This is a genomic window from Inquilinus sp. NPDC058860, assembly GCF_042743185.1.
Taxonomy (GTDB): domain Bacteria; phylum Pseudomonadota; class Alphaproteobacteria; order DSM-16000; family Inquilinaceae; genus Inquilinus.
In genome coordinates this window covers 15,455-30,677 of the sequence record NZ_JBHYMS010000060.1, presented here as the reverse complement: position 1 = coordinate 30,677, position 15,223 = coordinate 15,455, and the positions used below count along the sequence as shown (strand labels likewise).

At 69.8% G+C, this 15,223-nt stretch carries 12 protein-coding genes; 3 read left to right on the top strand and 9 right to left on the bottom strand.

Going from position 1 to position 15,223, the window contains the following annotated elements:
• Positions 1-142: 142 nt before the first annotated feature.
• Complete coding sequence (locus ACFW16_RS29720) at positions 143-1,735, bottom strand: peptide chain release factor 3 (protein ID WP_380312037.1); 1,593 nt, start codon at positions 1,733-1,735, stop codon at positions 143-145.
• 139 nt (positions 1,736-1,874) lie between these two features.
• The gene (locus ACFW16_RS29715) at positions 1,875-3,941 is read right to left on the bottom strand and encodes a M3 family metallopeptidase (RefSeq protein ID WP_380312035.1); all 2,067 of its coding nucleotides are present in this window, start codon (positions 3,939-3,941) and stop codon (positions 1,875-1,877) included.
• Positions 3,942-4,120: 179 nt separating this feature from the next.
• Between ACFW16_RS29715 and pstS the strand changes: the two genes are divergently transcribed.
• Together pstS and ACFW16_RS29705 are read left to right on the top strand one after the other, a co-directional pair.
• Positions 4,121-5,215 carry a phosphate ABC transporter substrate-binding protein PstS gene (gene pstS / locus ACFW16_RS29710; protein ID WP_380312032.1) on the top strand — a complete coding sequence of 365 codons (1,095 nt, stop codon included), beginning with the start codon at positions 4,121-4,123 and terminating at the stop codon, positions 5,213-5,215.
• 89 nt (positions 5,216-5,304) lie between these two features.
• Complete coding sequence (locus ACFW16_RS29705; RefSeq protein WP_380312030.1) at positions 5,305-7,002, top strand: Na/Pi cotransporter family protein; 1,698 nt, start codon at positions 5,305-5,307, stop codon at positions 7,000-7,002.
• Positions 7,003-7,015: 13 nt separating this feature from the next.
• On the opposite strand, the gene ACFW16_RS29700 is transcribed toward ACFW16_RS29705, so the two are convergent.
• The 4 genes from ACFW16_RS29700 to ACFW16_RS29685 all read right to left on the bottom strand — a co-directional run bounded on the left by ACFW16_RS29700 (position 7,016) and on the right by ACFW16_RS29685 (position 10,400).
• Complete coding sequence (locus tag ACFW16_RS29700; RefSeq protein WP_380312028.1) at positions 7,016-7,357, bottom strand: DUF1491 family protein; 342 nt, start codon at positions 7,355-7,357, stop codon at positions 7,016-7,018.
• A 190-nt stretch (positions 7,358-7,547) separates the two neighbouring features.
• The gene (locus ACFW16_RS29695) at positions 7,548-8,768 is read right to left on the bottom strand and encodes an SGNH/GDSL hydrolase family protein (RefSeq protein WP_380312025.1); all 1,221 of its coding nucleotides are present in this window, start codon (positions 8,766-8,768) and stop codon (positions 7,548-7,550) included.
• Positions 8,769-8,936: 168 nt separating this feature from the next.
• Entirely contained in the window at positions 8,937-9,236 is a 300-nt protein-coding gene (locus tag ACFW16_RS29690; protein WP_380312023.1) for a hypothetical protein, read from the bottom strand.
• 174 nt (positions 9,237-9,410) lie between these two features.
• A complete protein-coding gene (locus ACFW16_RS29685; protein ID WP_380312021.1) occupies positions 9,411-10,400 on the bottom strand; it encodes a zinc-dependent alcohol dehydrogenase family protein in 990 nt (329 codons plus the stop codon).
• 99 nt (positions 10,401-10,499) lie between these two features.
• Between ACFW16_RS29685 and ACFW16_RS29680 the strand changes: the two genes are divergently transcribed.
• On the top strand, positions 10,500-11,384 hold the full coding sequence (locus tag ACFW16_RS29680) for a LysR family transcriptional regulator (RefSeq protein ID WP_380312019.1): 885 nt from the start codon (positions 10,500-10,502) through the stop codon (positions 11,382-11,384).
• Positions 11,385-11,544: 160 nt separating this feature from the next.
• On the opposite strand, the gene ACFW16_RS29675 is transcribed toward ACFW16_RS29680, so the two are convergent.
• From ACFW16_RS29675 to ACFW16_RS29665, 3 genes are all read right to left on the bottom strand, one after another.
• Positions 11,545-12,678, bottom strand: a complete 1,134-nt coding sequence (locus ACFW16_RS29675; RefSeq protein WP_380312017.1) for a cytochrome P450 — start codon at positions 12,676-12,678, stop codon at positions 11,545-11,547.
• A 93-nt stretch (positions 12,679-12,771) separates the two neighbouring features.
• A complete protein-coding gene (locus ACFW16_RS29670; RefSeq protein WP_380312014.1) occupies positions 12,772-14,061 on the bottom strand; it encodes an MFS transporter in 1,290 nt (429 codons plus the stop codon).
• 123 nt (positions 14,062-14,184) lie between these two features.
• Positions 14,185-15,222, bottom strand: coding sequence for an L-idonate 5-dehydrogenase (locus tag ACFW16_RS29665; RefSeq protein WP_380312012.1), 1,038 nt, complete (start codon positions 15,220-15,222; stop codon positions 14,185-14,187).
• Position 15,223: the final 1 nt, after the last annotated feature.

Genomic DNA, 15,223 nt, shown 5'->3' with positions numbered 1-15,223 from the left:
CGATTGGTTTGTATTTTGCGGATCGCGGGATACCGTTTCAGAGACGGTCATACCGCGTAGGTTGGGTTCGCGCATGCGAACCCAACATGCCTGTAGCTGGGTGTTGGGTTCGCGATGCGAACCCAACCTACGGACTATCGTCTTACGCCGTCTGCTCCTTGGTCTTCAGGAAGCGCAGCGCCGGATTCTCCTTGGTCACGGTGTCCAGGTGCCAGGCATTGCGCGCCAAAAAGACCGGGGCGCCGTCATGGTCCTCGGCCATGGCGCTGCGCACGCCGTCCTGGAACGACTTCAGGGCGATCGGGTCGTCCGACTCGACCCAGCGCGCGGTGTAGTAGGGCGCCGGCTCGAAATGCACCGGGATGCCGTACTCCGTGCGGATGCGGTCGGCCAGCACCTCGAACTGCAGCGCGCCGACCACGCCGACGATCCAGTTGGCGTCGAGCAGCGGCTTGAACACCCGGGCGGCGCCCTCTTCGGCCAGCTGCTCCAGCGCCCGGCCGAGATGCTTGGCCTTCATCGGGTCGTCCGGCCGCACCCGCTGCAAGAGCTCCGGCGCGAAGCTGGGGATGCCGGTGAAGCGCAGATCCTCGCCCTCGGTCAGCGCGTCGCCGATGCGCAGGTTGCCGTGGTTCGGGATGCCGACGATGTCGCCGGCCCAGGCTTCCTCCGCCAGCTCGCGGTCCTGGGCCAGGAACAGCACCGGGTTGTGCATGTTCATCAGCTTGCCGGAGCGGACATGCTTCAGCTTCATGCCGCGCTTGAAATGGCCGGAGGCGAGGCGGACGAAGGCGATGCGGTCGCGGTGCTTCGGATCCATGTTGGCCTGGATCTTGAACACGAAGGCCGAGACGTTGTCCTCGGCCGGGTCCACCGTGCGGTCCGCCGTCGGCTGCGGCCGGGGCGAGGGGGCGAGGGCGCCGATGCCGTCCAGGAGCTCGCGCACGCCGAAATTGTTGACCGCGGAGCCGAAGAACACCGGCGTCAGATGGCCTTCACGGAACATCTCCAGGTCGAATTCCGGGCACAGGCCGCGCGCCATCTCCACCTGCTCGCGCAGCGTCGCCACGGCGTCGGCCGGCAGCAGCGCATCGAGCTTCGGGTCGTCCAGGCCGGTGCAGGTCTCACCGAGCTCCGGCAGGGCGCCCTTGGCGCCCTTGGCCATCAGCACCAGCCGGTCGTGGAACAGGTCGTAGCAGCCCAGGAAGCCGCGGCCGCTGCCGATCGGCCAGGTCGCCGGGGTGACGTGCAGCTGCAGCTCCTGCTCGATCTGGTCGAGCAGGTCGAAGGGATCGCGGCTCTCGCGGTCCATCTTGTTGATGAAGGTCGTGATCGGCACATTCCGCATGCGGCAGACCTCGAACAGCTTCCGGGTCTGCTCCTCGATGCCCTTGGCCGCGTCGATCACCATCACCGCGCTGTCGACCGCCGTCAGGGTGCGGTAGGTGTCCTCCGAGAAATCCTCGTGGCCCGGCGTGTCCAGGAGGTTGAAGGTGTGGCCGTCATAGTCGTAGGTCATCACCGAGGCGGTGACCGAGATGCCGCGCTCGCGCTCCACCTTCATCCAGTCCGACCGGGCGCGGCGCTGCTCGCCGCGGGCCTTGACCGCGCCGGCCAGCTGGATGGCGCCGCCGAACAGCAGCAGCTTCTCGGTCAGCGTGGTCTTGCCGGCGTCCGGATGGGCGATGATCGCGAAGGTGCGGCGGCGGTCGATCGGGTCGATGTTCGAAGGCATGGTCGTGACAGTGACATTCAAAAGTGTCATTGCCGGGCTCGGCCCGGCAATCCAGAGGATGTCGACAGCTTCTGGATGCCCGGGTCAAGCCCGGCATGACAGGGAGGGAGAAAGGGCGAACCGCTCTGTCGGCGAACCGCTACATCAGCCCGTCCCGCCGCAAGAGCGCATCCGGGTCTGGCTCGCGGCCGCGGAAGCGCTTGTACAGCTCCATCGGGTGCTCGGTGCCGCCGCGCTCCAGGACGTTCTCCTTGAAGCTGCGGGCGGTCTCCGCGTCGAACAGGCCCTTTTCGCGGAACAGCTCGAAGGCGTCGGCGTCCAGCACCTCGGCCCATTTGTAGCTGTAGTAGCCGGCCGAGTAGCCGCCGCCGAAGATGTGGCTGAAGCCGGAGGAGGTGTTGGCCTCCGGGATCGGCGGCAGCACCTGGGCGCGGGCGGTGGCGCTGCGCTCGAACTCCGGCACCGAGGCGATCACGGTCGGGTCGCCGTCGTGCCACGCCATGTCCAGCAGGCCGAAGGCGGTCTGGCGCAGCGACTGCCAGCCGGCCATGAAGCGGGCGCTGTCGCGGATCTTCTGCACCAGCTCGGCCGGCATCTTCTCGCCGGTACGATAGTGCCTGGCGAACAGGTCCAGCCCGTCCTTCTCCTGCACCCAGTTCTCGAAGATCTGCGACGGCAGCTCGACGAAGTCCCAGTAGACGTTGGTGCCGCCGAGCGACCGGTAGGTGCAGCGCGACAACAGGCCGTGCAGGGCGTGGCCCATCTCGTGGAAGAAGGTCCGCACCTCGTCGTAGGACAAGAGCGAGGGCCGGTCCGCCGTCGGCTTGGTGAAGTTGCAGACGATGGCGACATGCGGCCGCTTGATGCCGTCGCGATACAGGCCCTGGTCGCGATAGGTGGTCATCCAGGCGCCGTTGCGCTTGGACGCGCGCGGGAAGAAGTCGGCATAGAACAGGCCGACATAGCGATCCTCGGCCTCGTCATAGACCTCGTAGGCCTTCACGTCCGGATGCCAGACCGGATAGGCGTCGGACGGGCGGAACACCAGGCCGTACAGCCGCCGGCAGTGCTCGAACACGCCGTCGATGACCTGCTGCAGCGGGAAATAGGGGCGGAGATCCTCCTCGTCGAAGGTGAAGCGGTGCTGCTTCAGCTTCTCGGAATAGTAGCCGACGTCCCAGGGCTGCAGCGGCTCGGGACCGCCGAGGCTCGCGGCATGGGCCTGGATGTCGGCCAGGTCGCGCTCCGCCGCCGGCTTCGAGGCGTTCAGCAGCCGGTCCAGGAAGGCGTGCACCGCGGCCGGCGTCTCCGCCATCCGCTTCTCCAGCACGAAGGCGGCGTGGGTCGGATAGCCCAGCAGCTTCGCGCGCTGGAAGCGCAGCGCCGCGATCTCCTTGATCAGCGGCTGGTTGTCGAACTCGCCGCCGAAGGCGCGGGAGTTGAAGGCGCGCCACAGCTGCTCGCGCAGCTCGCGGCGGTCGGCATAGGTCATGAACGGGACGTAGCTCGGCGCGTCCAGCGTGATCACCCAGGCCTCGGCCCGGCCGCGCTCCTCCGCCGCCAGCTTCGCCGCCTTGACCGCGCCCTCCGGCAGGCCGGCCAGATCGGCTTCCTCCTCGATCCACAGGGTGAAGGCGTTGGTGGCCCTCAGCACGTTGTGCTGGAAATCGGGGGTCAGCTTGGCCAGCCGCTCGTCGACCGACCGCAGCTCGCCCTTCTCGTTGTCGGAGAGCAGGGCGCCGTTGCGGACGAAGCCGGTGTAGGTGTCGTCCAGCAGCCGCGCCTTCTCGCCGGACAGGGTCAAGGTCTCCCGCTTGTCCCACACCGCCTTGACCCGGGCGAAGACGCGCGGGTCGAGCGAGACGTCGGAGGAGAAGTTGGCGCTCTTGCCACCGAAATCGGCGGCCAGCGCCTGCAGCTCGTCCGAGGTCTTGGCCGAGAGCTGGTTGTAGAAGACCGAGGAGACGCGGTCGACCTCCTGGCCCGCCTGCTCCAGCGCCACGATGGTGTTCTCGAAATCCGGCGCCGCCGGGCTGGCCAGGATCTCCTCGATCCGGGCCTTCGCCTCGCCGATCGCATGGTCCAGCGCCGGCAGGTAATGCGCGACCTCGATGCGGTCGAACGGCACCGCCTGGTCCTGCAGCGGCGAGGGCGCGATCAGCGGGTTGGCGCCGGTGTCGAGGGTATCGTTGGCTTGCGAGTCCATGCGGCCGGGGGTGTCCAGATATCGGGGCGGAAGATCGGGCGGTGCAAAGGCAATATAGGGATGGGCCCCCACCTCTGCCAGCGGAACGCCACCCGCGACGGCGGCGTCTTAACGGAACGGTCATCTCCGTCGTTTAGACTGCGTTTCTAGTAAAAATGTATCCAACCGACGAGGCGATTTTGGTCTCGACATTCCTTCGTCTCCGGCCTGGCGCGGCGCCCTGCCGGCTTGCGGCGGCCGCGGTCTTCGCGCTGGTCGCGGCGGCGCTGGTGACGCCGGCCCGGGCGGAGCCGATCCGCGGTTCCGGATCGACCTTCGCCTTTCCCATCATCGCCGCCTGGTCGGACGGGTTCCTGCGCGACCGCGCCGGCGATGGCGACTTCGTGAACAACGACGCCGGGGTGGACTACGAGCCGGTCGGGTCGCTCGGCGGGATCATGCGGCTCGGCCAGCCCGAGATCGACTTCGCCGCCTCGGATGCGCCCCTGCCGCCCGCGGAGACGGGCAAGCGCGGGCTGGCCCAGTTCCCGATCGTCCTCGGCGGCATCGCGCCGGTGGCCAATCTCGACGGCATCGCGCCGGGACGGCTGAAGCTGACGGGCGGCGTCATCGCCGACATCTATCTCGGCAGGATCGAGCGCTGGAACCATCCGGCCATCGGCGCGCTCAACCCGGACCTGGCGCTGCCCGACCTGCAGATCGGCGTGGTCCACCGGTCGGACGGATCGGGATCGACCCTCACCTGGACCCGGTTCCTGTCGCGCACGAGCCCCGAATGGCGGCAGCAGGTCGGCGCCGACACCCTGGTCGCCTGGCCCCGCGGGGCCGGCGCCAGGGGCAGCTCCGGCATGATCGAGGCCGTGCAGCGGACCAAGGGCGCGATCGGCTATGCCGAGTTCGGGCAGGTCCAGCGCAGCGGGCTCGCCTTCGCCCAGGTCCAGAACCACGCCGGCGCCTTCGTGACCCCGGGCCCGGAGGCCTTCGCGGCCACCGCCCGGGCCGTGCGCTGGGATCCCGACCAGGACTTCCATGCCGATCTGGGCGAGGTCGACGCGGCCGGCGCCTATCCGCTCACGGCGGCGACCTTCATCCTCATGCACAAGCGCGACCGGTCCGAAGGGCGCACGCTGCGGGCGCTCTACTTCCTGACCTACGCGCTGGACAAGGGATCGAAGGAGGCGGCGGCGCTCGGCTATGTGCCGCTGCCCGAAGATCTGGTCGGGATGGTGAAGGACTACTGGCGCGCCTCGCTTCCCGGCGGCGCAGGCCTCTAGCAAACGGGGCGAAGCGCCGGCGACAGGCGCGGCCCGTCCGATTTCGACATCCTGAGGGGGATACCGTGCAGGTGGATTATTTCCGGGACATGATCGTCCCCATCATCGGCGGCCTGGGCGTCTTCCTGCTCGGCCTCGAATTCATGTCGAACGGGATCCAGGCGCTGGCGGTGAACCGCATGCGCGACCTCCTGGCGAGGTTCGCGGGCACGCCGTCCAAGGGCGTCGTGGCGGGAACCGTGATCACCGGTCTCCTGCAGTCCTCCACCGCGATGACGGTGATGGTGGTGGGCCTGGTCAATGCCGGGGTGGTGGCGCTGCGGCCTGCGATCAGCGTGATCATGGGCGCCAATATCGGCACCACCCTGGGGAACGGCCTGATCGCGCTGCCGCTCGGCCCGCTCGGCCTGCTCGGCGCCGGCGTCGCGGCCCTGTTCTACGTGTTCGGGAAGAGCGAGAAGACCCGCAACATCGCGCTGTCCTGCATGGGCTTCGCGCTGATCTTCTACGGCCTCAACCTGATGACCGGCGGCCTCAAGCCGCTGCGCGGCATGCCCGAGATCATGGAGGTGATCTCGAGCCTGTCGGCCGACAGCTTCGGCGGCCTGATCGCCTGCGTGCTGATCGCGGCCGCCATCACCGCCCTGATCCATTCCTCCTCGGCAACCATCGGCATCGTCATGGGGCTGGGCGCGTCCGGCATCCTCGACTGGCAGACCGCGGTCGCGTTCTCGCTCGGCGCCGATCTCGGCACCACGATCACCTCCTGGATGGCCTCGCTCAATCTCTCGAGGAACGCCAAGCGGGCCGCCTATGCCCACATCTCCTTCAACTTCATCGGCGTGGCGGTGATGCTGCCGCTGTTCTTCCTGTCGATGCCGCTGCTGGAATACGTGATGGGCTGGTTCGGCGGCAATCCGGGCACGCCGGTCCTGGTCGACGGCAAGGAGACCTATCCCCTGGTGCCGGTGGCGATCGGCCTCTATTCGACCGGCTTCAACATCTTCAACACCCTGCTGCTGTTTCCCTTCGTCGGCGTGTTCGAGCGGTTCCTGGTCCGGATCGGCCGCACCGATGCCGAGGACATCGAGGACTACTCGACCCCGAAATATCTCGACCGGTCGATCGCGGGCGACCTGATCCGCGCCGTCCCGGCGGTGCAGAACGAGACGCTGCGGGACCTCCAGGCCGGGGCGGTCTTCCTCGACATCGCCCGCGGCAGGAAAGGCGTGCCCGAGGACCCCGGCGAGCATTACGTCGCGGTCGACATCCTGAACCGGGACATCCGGTCCTATACCGCGTCGCTGTTCCGGCAGGACATGTCCTATGACCAGCTCGATCTGGTCGCGAGCCTGATCGAGGAGGCGGATTTCACCGCGAGCCTGGCCGAAGCGCTGCATCAGGTCGCCCGCCGGACCAGGCGGCAGGCCTTCGGGGCCGAGGCCCAGGCCATCGTCACGGCGGCGCTCGACAGGCTCGACCTGGCGCTGCGTCCGATCCTGCCGACGGGGCCGCTGGAGCCCACGCTGCCGGCCGGCCATGTCCAGAGCCTGCCGGTGGAGGAGCTGCGCCTGCGGACCCTGAAGGCCGGCGGCATCACCCCGGCCGAACGAGGCGCGATCCTCGCGATCCTCGGCAGCGTCGAGCGGGCGGAGCTGCTGATCGCGCGCATCGATGCGGAGCGCCGCTCGGTGGATCGGGCTGCGGTCCTGGAACGGGTGCAGAAGCTGTCCGGCGCCGGCGGGCGGCCCGCTGCCGGGGAACCGGGCCTGGTTCCGGCGCAATGACGGGTTCGACCGGCTAGGTCAGGATGCGACCCTCGAACGGGTGCCGGCCCTCGCGGTCCTCGATCTCGACCACCCACAGGTCGGGATCGCGCTGGACCGCGCGGGCGATATAGGCATCCGCATCGGCTTCCGGCAGCAGCTCGCCGCCCTTGGCGGGCAGCCAGGCCAGGGCGCCGTCCAGGTCGCGCGACTGGCTCAGCACCCGGCAGCCCGGCAGGCCCAGGTTGAGCTTCAGGATCAAGAGGCCGGCCCGCGGGTCGCCCTTGCGGACGACATAGGCGGGGATGGCCTGCTGCCCCAGCTGCCGCAGATGGGCCTGGACCCACAGCTCGGTCGGAAGACGGTCGGTCGACATGGGGCAGGGTATAGCAGAGACGGGCGGCGATGGGGCGTGGGACCGGCCCCCGATACCTCTCAACTGTCATTGCCGGGCTTGACCCAGCAATCCAGGGGCCACCCAGAGCGGCATCGACATTCCTGGATGCCCGGGTCAAGCCCGGGCATGACAGTGAGAGGGAATGGTGAAGGTCAGGCGACGCCACGCCTTATTTGAACAGCCCCGGATCCACCGCGTTCGCCATCGCTTCGTAGCCGGCGGCGTTCGGGTGCAGGTGGTCGCCTTCGTCGAACTCCGCCCTCAGCGTCGAGGGCTTGGCCGGGTCGCGCACCGCTGCGTCGAAGTCGATCACCGCGTCGCAGCCCTGGCCGGTGCGGATCCACTGGTTCACCGCCTGGCGCTTGGTCTCGCCCTCGGCGCTGTAGTAGTTGGCGAAGACCGTGCCCTCATAGGGCGTCAGCGTGGCGCAGTAGGCCTTGAGGCCGGCGCCATGGGCGCGGGCGACCAGCTGGCGCAGCCCGCCGATGATCTCCTCGGCCGACACCGCCTGCTCGGGCAGCCCGGCGGAACCGGAATGGCCGATGTCGTTGATGCCCTCCATGATCACCACCCAGCGCACGCCGGGCACCGACAGCACGTCGCGGTCGAAGCGCGACAGGGCGCTGGGGCCGAACATCTGCTCCGGCAGGTCATGCAGGATGCGGTTGCCGCTGATGCCGGAATTGACCACGCCGACCGCGGGCCCGCCGCCTTTCGCCAGCCGCTCCGCCAGGATGTCCGGCCAGCGCCGGTTGGCATCGGTGCCCGAGCCGTAGCCGTCCGTGATCGAATCGCCGAGGGTCACCACGGTGCCGCCCTCCGCCGCCACCTCGACCCGCGACAGCAGGAAGCGCATGGTCGATTCGGCCGCATCCGGCAGGGTGGGCGCCGTGGTGCTGTCGCCGGCGAGCGAGATCCAGGCGGTCTGCACCCCGAGCGGATGCACCACCGACGGGCCGGTCCAGCGCGGCACGAACAGGCTGATCGAGAGGCTGTCGAGCGGCGAGACGGCGAGGTCGATCGGATCGGAGATCGCGGGCGCACCGGGCGGCACGGTGATCGAGGTCGCGCCGCCGAAGGTCAAGGGCTTGCTGCTGGCCGGGTCGATCGAGCCCGGGGCGTTGCCGGGCCGGGCGATGGTGGCGGCGCCGATCACCAGCGGCTGGGTGCCGGTCTCGTTGGTGAAGCGCACCCGGACCTTGCTGCCGCCGGCGCTGATCCGCACCAGCTGGCGGATGGTGGCGTTGTTCAGCTCCGGCCCCACCGGAAAGGCCGGGCTGGCGCCCCAGCTGCCAATCCAGCTGTCCTGCGCCGAGGCGGGCCCTGCCAGTCCTGCCAGCAGCACGGCGGCGGCCAGCCAGGACCGCCCGATGGCGTTGCGTCGGATCATTCCGCTTTTCCTCCCGCTCCGGCCGCCGACGGATTCGGCGCCCCGCCGGACCAGCGCCGGCGATCGAAGTATGAGGAAGGAATGCCTGCCGGGGCAACGCCGGGCGGACATGAGCGCGGGCGTGGAGAGGCTCCACGCCCGGCGATCAGTCCCCCGGATCTTCTGGCGTCAGCGGAAGCGTCGCAGCGCCGCCACCTGGTGCGAGGCGTCCTCGCCGTCGGCCAGCTTCTCCAGGAGGCCGTACAGGCGGTCCATCTCCTGCCGGGTCAGGGGCGTCATGCCCATCGGCCCCATATAGGTCTCGCGCCGGCGGTCGACCGGCAGGTTCATCGACTTCCAGCAGGCGATCGCACCGGTGGCCGAATCGCGGGCCAGGAAGTTGCAGCCGCTGCGGAAATAGTCCGCCTCCCAGGGATCGAGCGGCTGGTCCAGACGCTGCAGGTAGCGACGGGCCCATTCGGCGGTCATCCGGGCAGGCGGAGGTTGTTCGATACAGCGCATGATCAGTCCCCGAATTGATCGATGGTTCCGGTCGATATCGGAAGGACGGTAGATCCTTGCGCGTGAATTCACCGTGATTGGATCGATCACGGTCAGGTCAGATTGTTGCTCCGATTAGGATGAAACTCATTCGGATGTGCGTCAGACCGTGACCACGATCTTGCCGATCTGCTGGTTGGATTCGAGGTAACGGGTCGCCTCGACGATCCGGTCGAGCGGGAAGACCCGGTCGATCACCGGCTTCAGGGACCCGTCGGCCAACCCCTCCACGATGAAGCGCTTGGCGCGGTCCAGCCGGGCCGGGTCGGACACGATCTCCTTGTACTGATAGCCCCGGACGGTCAGGCCCTTGACCAGAGCGGGGAACAGCGGGAAGGGTGTCGGCTCGGGGCTCAGCGCGCCGTATTCGACCAGGATGCCGCCCTGGCCCAGCGCCTCGGCCAGCGCGTTCACGCCCGGGCCGGCGACCGGGTCGAACACCGCGCGGACGCCGGCGCCGCCGGTGATGGCCTTGGCTCTTGCCGCCAGATCCTCCTCCTCGGTGACGATGACATGGGCGGCGCCGGCGTCACGCAGCGCCGCGGCCTTGGCGGCGGTGCGGGTGGCCGCGATCGACGTCGCGCCGACCCGGTTGGCGATCTGGATCGCGGCCAGGCCGACGCTGCTGGAGGCGGCGGTGATCAGCACCGAATCGCCGCGGCCGAGCCCGGCGACCTCGACCAGCGCGCCATAAGCGGTGACGTACTGCATCCAGACCGCGGCGGCCTCGGTCCAGGACAGGTTGGCCGGATGCTTCACCGTCACCTCGGCCGGGACATTGGCGACCTCGCCATAGGTGCCCCAGCGGGTGATCGACAGCGGTGGCACGATGCTGACGGCATCGCCGGCGGCGAAGCCGGTGACGCCGGGGCCCAGCGCCTCGACCGTCCCGGCGGCCTCGTAGCCCAGCCGGGCGGGGAAATCCGGCGATTCCGGATAATAGCCGGTGCGGAACATCGATTCGGCGCGGTTGAGGCCCAGCGCCTTGACCCGCAGGCGGATCTCGCCGGGGCCGGGCGGCGGCACCTCGACCTCCTCGATGCGAAGGACCTCGGGGCCGCCGAGTTCGTGGATGCGGACGATGCGGGCCATGTCGGGCTCCTGTGGATGGACGCCCTTCGATATGATTGCGTCGTGGAATGAGATAAGTATCGGATCTGTCGCTACAGCCGAAACCAGCGGTTTCCAATCATGGACCGTCTCACCAGCATGGCGGTGTTCGTCCGCGCGGTCGAAACCGGCTCCTTCGCCGCCGCGGCCGAGGCGCTCGGCCTGTCGGCGCCGATGGTCGGCAAGCATGTCCGGTTCCTGGAGGACCGCCTGGGCGCCCGGCTCTTGGCCCGCACCACCCGGCGGCAGAGCCTGACCGAGGTCGGCCGCGCCTTCTACGAGCGCTGCCGGAACGTGCTGGCCGAGGCCGAGGCGGCGGAGGCGCTGGCCGAGGACCTGCGCGCCGTGCCGCGCGGCCGGCTGCGGGTCAACGCGCCGGTCACCTTCGGCGCGCATGAGCTGATGCCGATGGTGGCGCGCTATCTGCGGGCGAATCCCGAGGTCAGCATCGAGGTGACGCTGAGCGACCGCATCGTCGACCTGGTGGAGGAGGGGTACGAGGCGGTGATCCGGATCGCGCCGCTGCCAGATTCCAGCCTGGTCGCCCGCCGGCTGCGGCCCTACCGCCTGGTCGCCTGCGCCGCGCCCGCCTATCTCGCCGAACGCGGCGCGCCGCAACGGCCGGAGGACCTGGGGAGCCACGAATGCCTCGGCTTCGCCCATTGGGAGCCGCGCGACCTGCTGCAGTTCACCGGTCCGGACGGCACCCTGCATTCGGTTCAGGTCCGCGGCCGCTTCTCGGTCAACAGCGGCCAGGCGCTGCGCAGCGCCGCGCTGGAGGGGCTGGGCATCATCCTGCAGCCGGAGGGTCTGCTGCGCGACGACATCGCCGCCGGCCGGCTGGTGCGGGTGCTGCCGGGCTACGACCCGCCGTCGCGGCCGATGCACATCCTGTTCGCCCCCGACCGCCGCCCGACCCCGAAGCTGCGCAGCTTCATCGACGCGGTTGTCGAGGCGTTCGGGTAGGGTTGCCGAAGGGACGGCTGGTCGTATGCATTCTTAAACTGTCATGCCCGGGCTTGACCCGGGCATCCAGAGATGTCGATGCCGCTCTGGGTGGCCCCTGGATTGCCGGGTCAAGCCCGGCAATGACAGGAAAGGGATCGGCGGGCGCAGCGAGCCAGGATCATGCAAACCGAGGAACCCGGACGTTCGGCGAGGGCCGGTAGCCGGCCGGCCGCTCCGGCCAGTCCGGAAGCCGGTCGAGCAGGGCGTCGAGTCCGGCCACGGCGATGGCGGCGGCGATGGCGTCGCCCGGACAGGCGTGGCGGCCATGGCCGAAGGTCAGCAGGCGCCGGTCGGGCCGGGCGGGGTCGAAGCGGTCCGGGTCGGGGTTCAGCGCCGGGTCGCGGTTGGCGGCGGCGATGACGACCAGCACCGCGTCGCCCGCCCGCAGTGGCCGGCCGGCGATCACGGTGTCCTCGGCGACGAAGCGGCGGGTGTTCTGGGCCGGCGGGTCGCAGCGCAGCACCTCCTGCACCAGGCCCGGCAGCAATCCGCGATCCGCCGCCACCGCGCGGCGCAGCTCCGGCCGGGTGCCGAGGGCGACGACGGTGTTGCCGAGCAGCCCCGCCCCGGCATCATGGGCCTGGAACAGGAAGCCGACCGCGTTGGCGGTGACCGCGGCGGGATCGACGCCGCCCTCGCGCTCCGCCGCGTCGCGCAGGCGCTGGGCCAAGCCTCCCGTGGAAGATCTCAGCAGCGCCTCGGTCATGTCGACCATTCCGGCCGTTGCCTCGTGGCCGCGCCCGATGGCCTCGGCCGTGGCGCCGGGGGTGATGGCGGCGACCACATCGCGCATCCGGCCGGCAACCTCTGACAGGCGGTCCGGGGCGAAGCCCAGCAGCGCGCCGACGACATGCATCGGCAGGGCAAAGAGGAAGGCGTCGAGCCCGGCGCGATCGGGGGCCAGGGCGACCGACCAGCGCCGCGCCTCGGCCATGACGGTCTCCGCAGGAATGTCCAGCGCCGCCGCCACCGCCCGCTTGGCCCGGGCCTGGGCGTCGCCGTCGGTCATCCGCACCCACCGGCCGAACAGCTCGCCGACGGCGCCGCCCAGCAGCGGCGGCGGCACCGGCTCGGCCGGCGGGCGGACCCGGCAGGCCGGGCTGGCCAGCACCGCCGTGGCGGCCTCGGCGCTGGCCGCGACCCAGAGGCCGAGCGGCTCATCCCGGTCGAACGGCCGCTGCAGCAGCGTCGCGTAGTAAGGATACGGATCGGGATGGGTCACGGCGGCGACGGGATCGCACGGCGGCTGCATGATCGGCCTCGACTGGAGTGGCCGCCATCATAGCCGTTCGATCCCGTCTGCAGGCCGAAGACGCTTCGGCCTCCGTCGAAGGATGGCGGAAGCCTACTCGGCCCCCTCCACCGCGATCCCGCCGGTGCGGCCGCGCGGCTCGCGGATGAAGACCAGCGACGCCACGGCGCCGAGCACGGCCAGGCCGCCGGCCAGCACGAAGGCGCTGGTGTAGACGCCGCCGGTCGCCTGGATGATGAAGCCGGTCACCGCCGGCCCGATGATGCCGGCGAGGTTGGCCAGGAAGTGGATGAAGCCGCCGACGCCGCCGACATTCTCGCCGCGCACCGCGTCCTGGATCACTGCCCAGTAGATCGATCCGGTGAGGTACAGGCCGAAGATCGACACCGACATCAGCGCCACCGCGCTGCTGACATCGGCGACGTCGCCGGCCAGGGCGACGCCCACGGCCGCGACGCCGAGCCCGCCGATCAGCACCAGCTTGCGCGACAGCAGCGCCCGGCCGGTCAGCCGGAAGATGCGGTCGGACACGAAGCCGCCCAGCGCCAGGCCCAGGAAGCCCAGCACCCAGGGGATCACCGTGGCCAGGCTCATGTCCTTGATGCTGAGCTTGTGCACCTCGGTCAGGTAGCTCGGGAACCAGGTCAGGAAGAAGAACAGCACGTAGTTGTAGGTGAAGAAGGCGAAGGCGGTGGCCAGCACGATCGGCTGCCGCAGATAGTAGCCCAGGCCCTGGGCCGGCAGCCGGGCCGCGGTGTCGATGTTCGCCTGGCCCTCCGCGATCAGCCGGCGCTCGGCGTCGCTGATCCGCGGATGCTGGTCGGGCCGGTCGGTCGACATCCGCAGCCAGAACACCAGCCAGACGAAGCCGAGCAGCATGATGATGACGAAGGCCAGCCGCCAGCCGAAGGCCAGCGCCAGGTAGCCGACGATCGGGCCGGCCACGGCGCCGCCCAGGGGCGTGCCGGAATTGACGATGCCGATCGCTGTCGCCGCCTCGCGCCGCGGGAACCAGTTGCTGACCGTCTTGCTCATGGTCGAGCTCAAGGGGCCTTCGCCGACGCCGAACAGCACGCGCAGCACGATCATCGAGACGAAGCCGGTGGCGGCCGCGGTCAGGCCGCAGAACAGCGACCACAGCCCCATGGCGCCGCTGAACACGGCCTTCGGCCCGATCCGGTCCGACAGCCAGCCGCCGATGAAGTTGAACACGGCATAGCCGGCGAAGAAGCTGCTGAAGATCACGCCCATCTGGGCGTGGTCCAGGCCGAGATCCTGCTGGATCAGCGGCGCCGCGATCGACAGCGCCGAGCGGTCGAGATAGTTGATCATGCCGGCGATGAACAGCAGGCCGACGATCAGCCAGCGAACGCTTCTGAACATGGGTTTCCTTCCGCTTGCGGGGGCGGTGCGGAGGCCTCCTTCGTAGGTTGGGTTCGCGACAGCGAACCCAACAGGATCGGAGGCCGGCGTCGGGACGTTGGGTTCGCCGTCAGCGAACCCAACCTACAGATCGAGCAGGTGGACCTTCATCGACTGGTTGCGGTCAAGGGCGACCTGGAAGGCCTGGTCGGCGTCGCGGACCGGGAAACGGTGGGTCATCAGCGGCGTCAGGTCGATCCGCCGGCCGGCGATCATCTCGACCGCCAGGGCGTATTCCTCGGCGAAGCGGAAGGAGCCGCGATACTCCAGCTCCTTCGACATCACGAGGTTGGCCGAGACCGGCGACTGGCCGCTGGGCAGGTTGCCGAGCTGGACCACCCGGCCGCGGGCGCGGGCGGCGCGCAGGGCGGTGTCCAGCCCGGCCGGGGCGCCCGAGGCCTCGATCGCCACGCCGAAGCGGCCGCGGTTGCGGCTCCAGGCCGCGATCCGGTCCTCGTCCCGGCCGTCGACCGCCTCGTCGGCGCCCAGGCCCAGTGCCGTCTCGCGCGCCTTCTCGGCCAGGTCGACCACGGTGATGCGGCGGGCGCCGGCCTGGCGCGCCACCAGCAGCACCAGGGCGCCGATCGGGCCGCAGCCGACGATCAGCACCTCCTCGCCCAGCAGCGGCCCGGCGCGGCGCACGGCGTGCAGCGACACCGCCAGCGGCTCGGCCATCGAGGCCTCGGCGAAGCTGACATGCTCCGGCACCGGCACGCATTGCCGCGCCGGCACGACAAGGTATTCGCGGAAGGCGCCCTGCATGTGCGGGAAGATCGAGGCGCTGCCCAGGAACCGCATGTTCAGGCACTGGTTCTCCAGCCCCGCCATGCAGTAGTCGCAGCGGCCGCAGGCCCGGCTGGGATTGACCGCGACCGGCTGGCCGACCGGCAGGCCCTCGACATCGGGCGCCACCTCGGCGACCTCGCCGGCCATCTCATGGCCCAGGATCAGCGGCTCGCGCAGGTGGAAGTCGCCGGTCTTGCCCTTGGAATAGTAGGCCAGGTCGGAGCCGCAGATGCCGCCGGCGCGGAACCGCACCTTGACCTCGCCGGGGGCGAGATTCGGCGGCTCGCGGTCCTCGATCCGCAGATCCTTGGCCTGGTGCAGCACGGCGGCGAACATG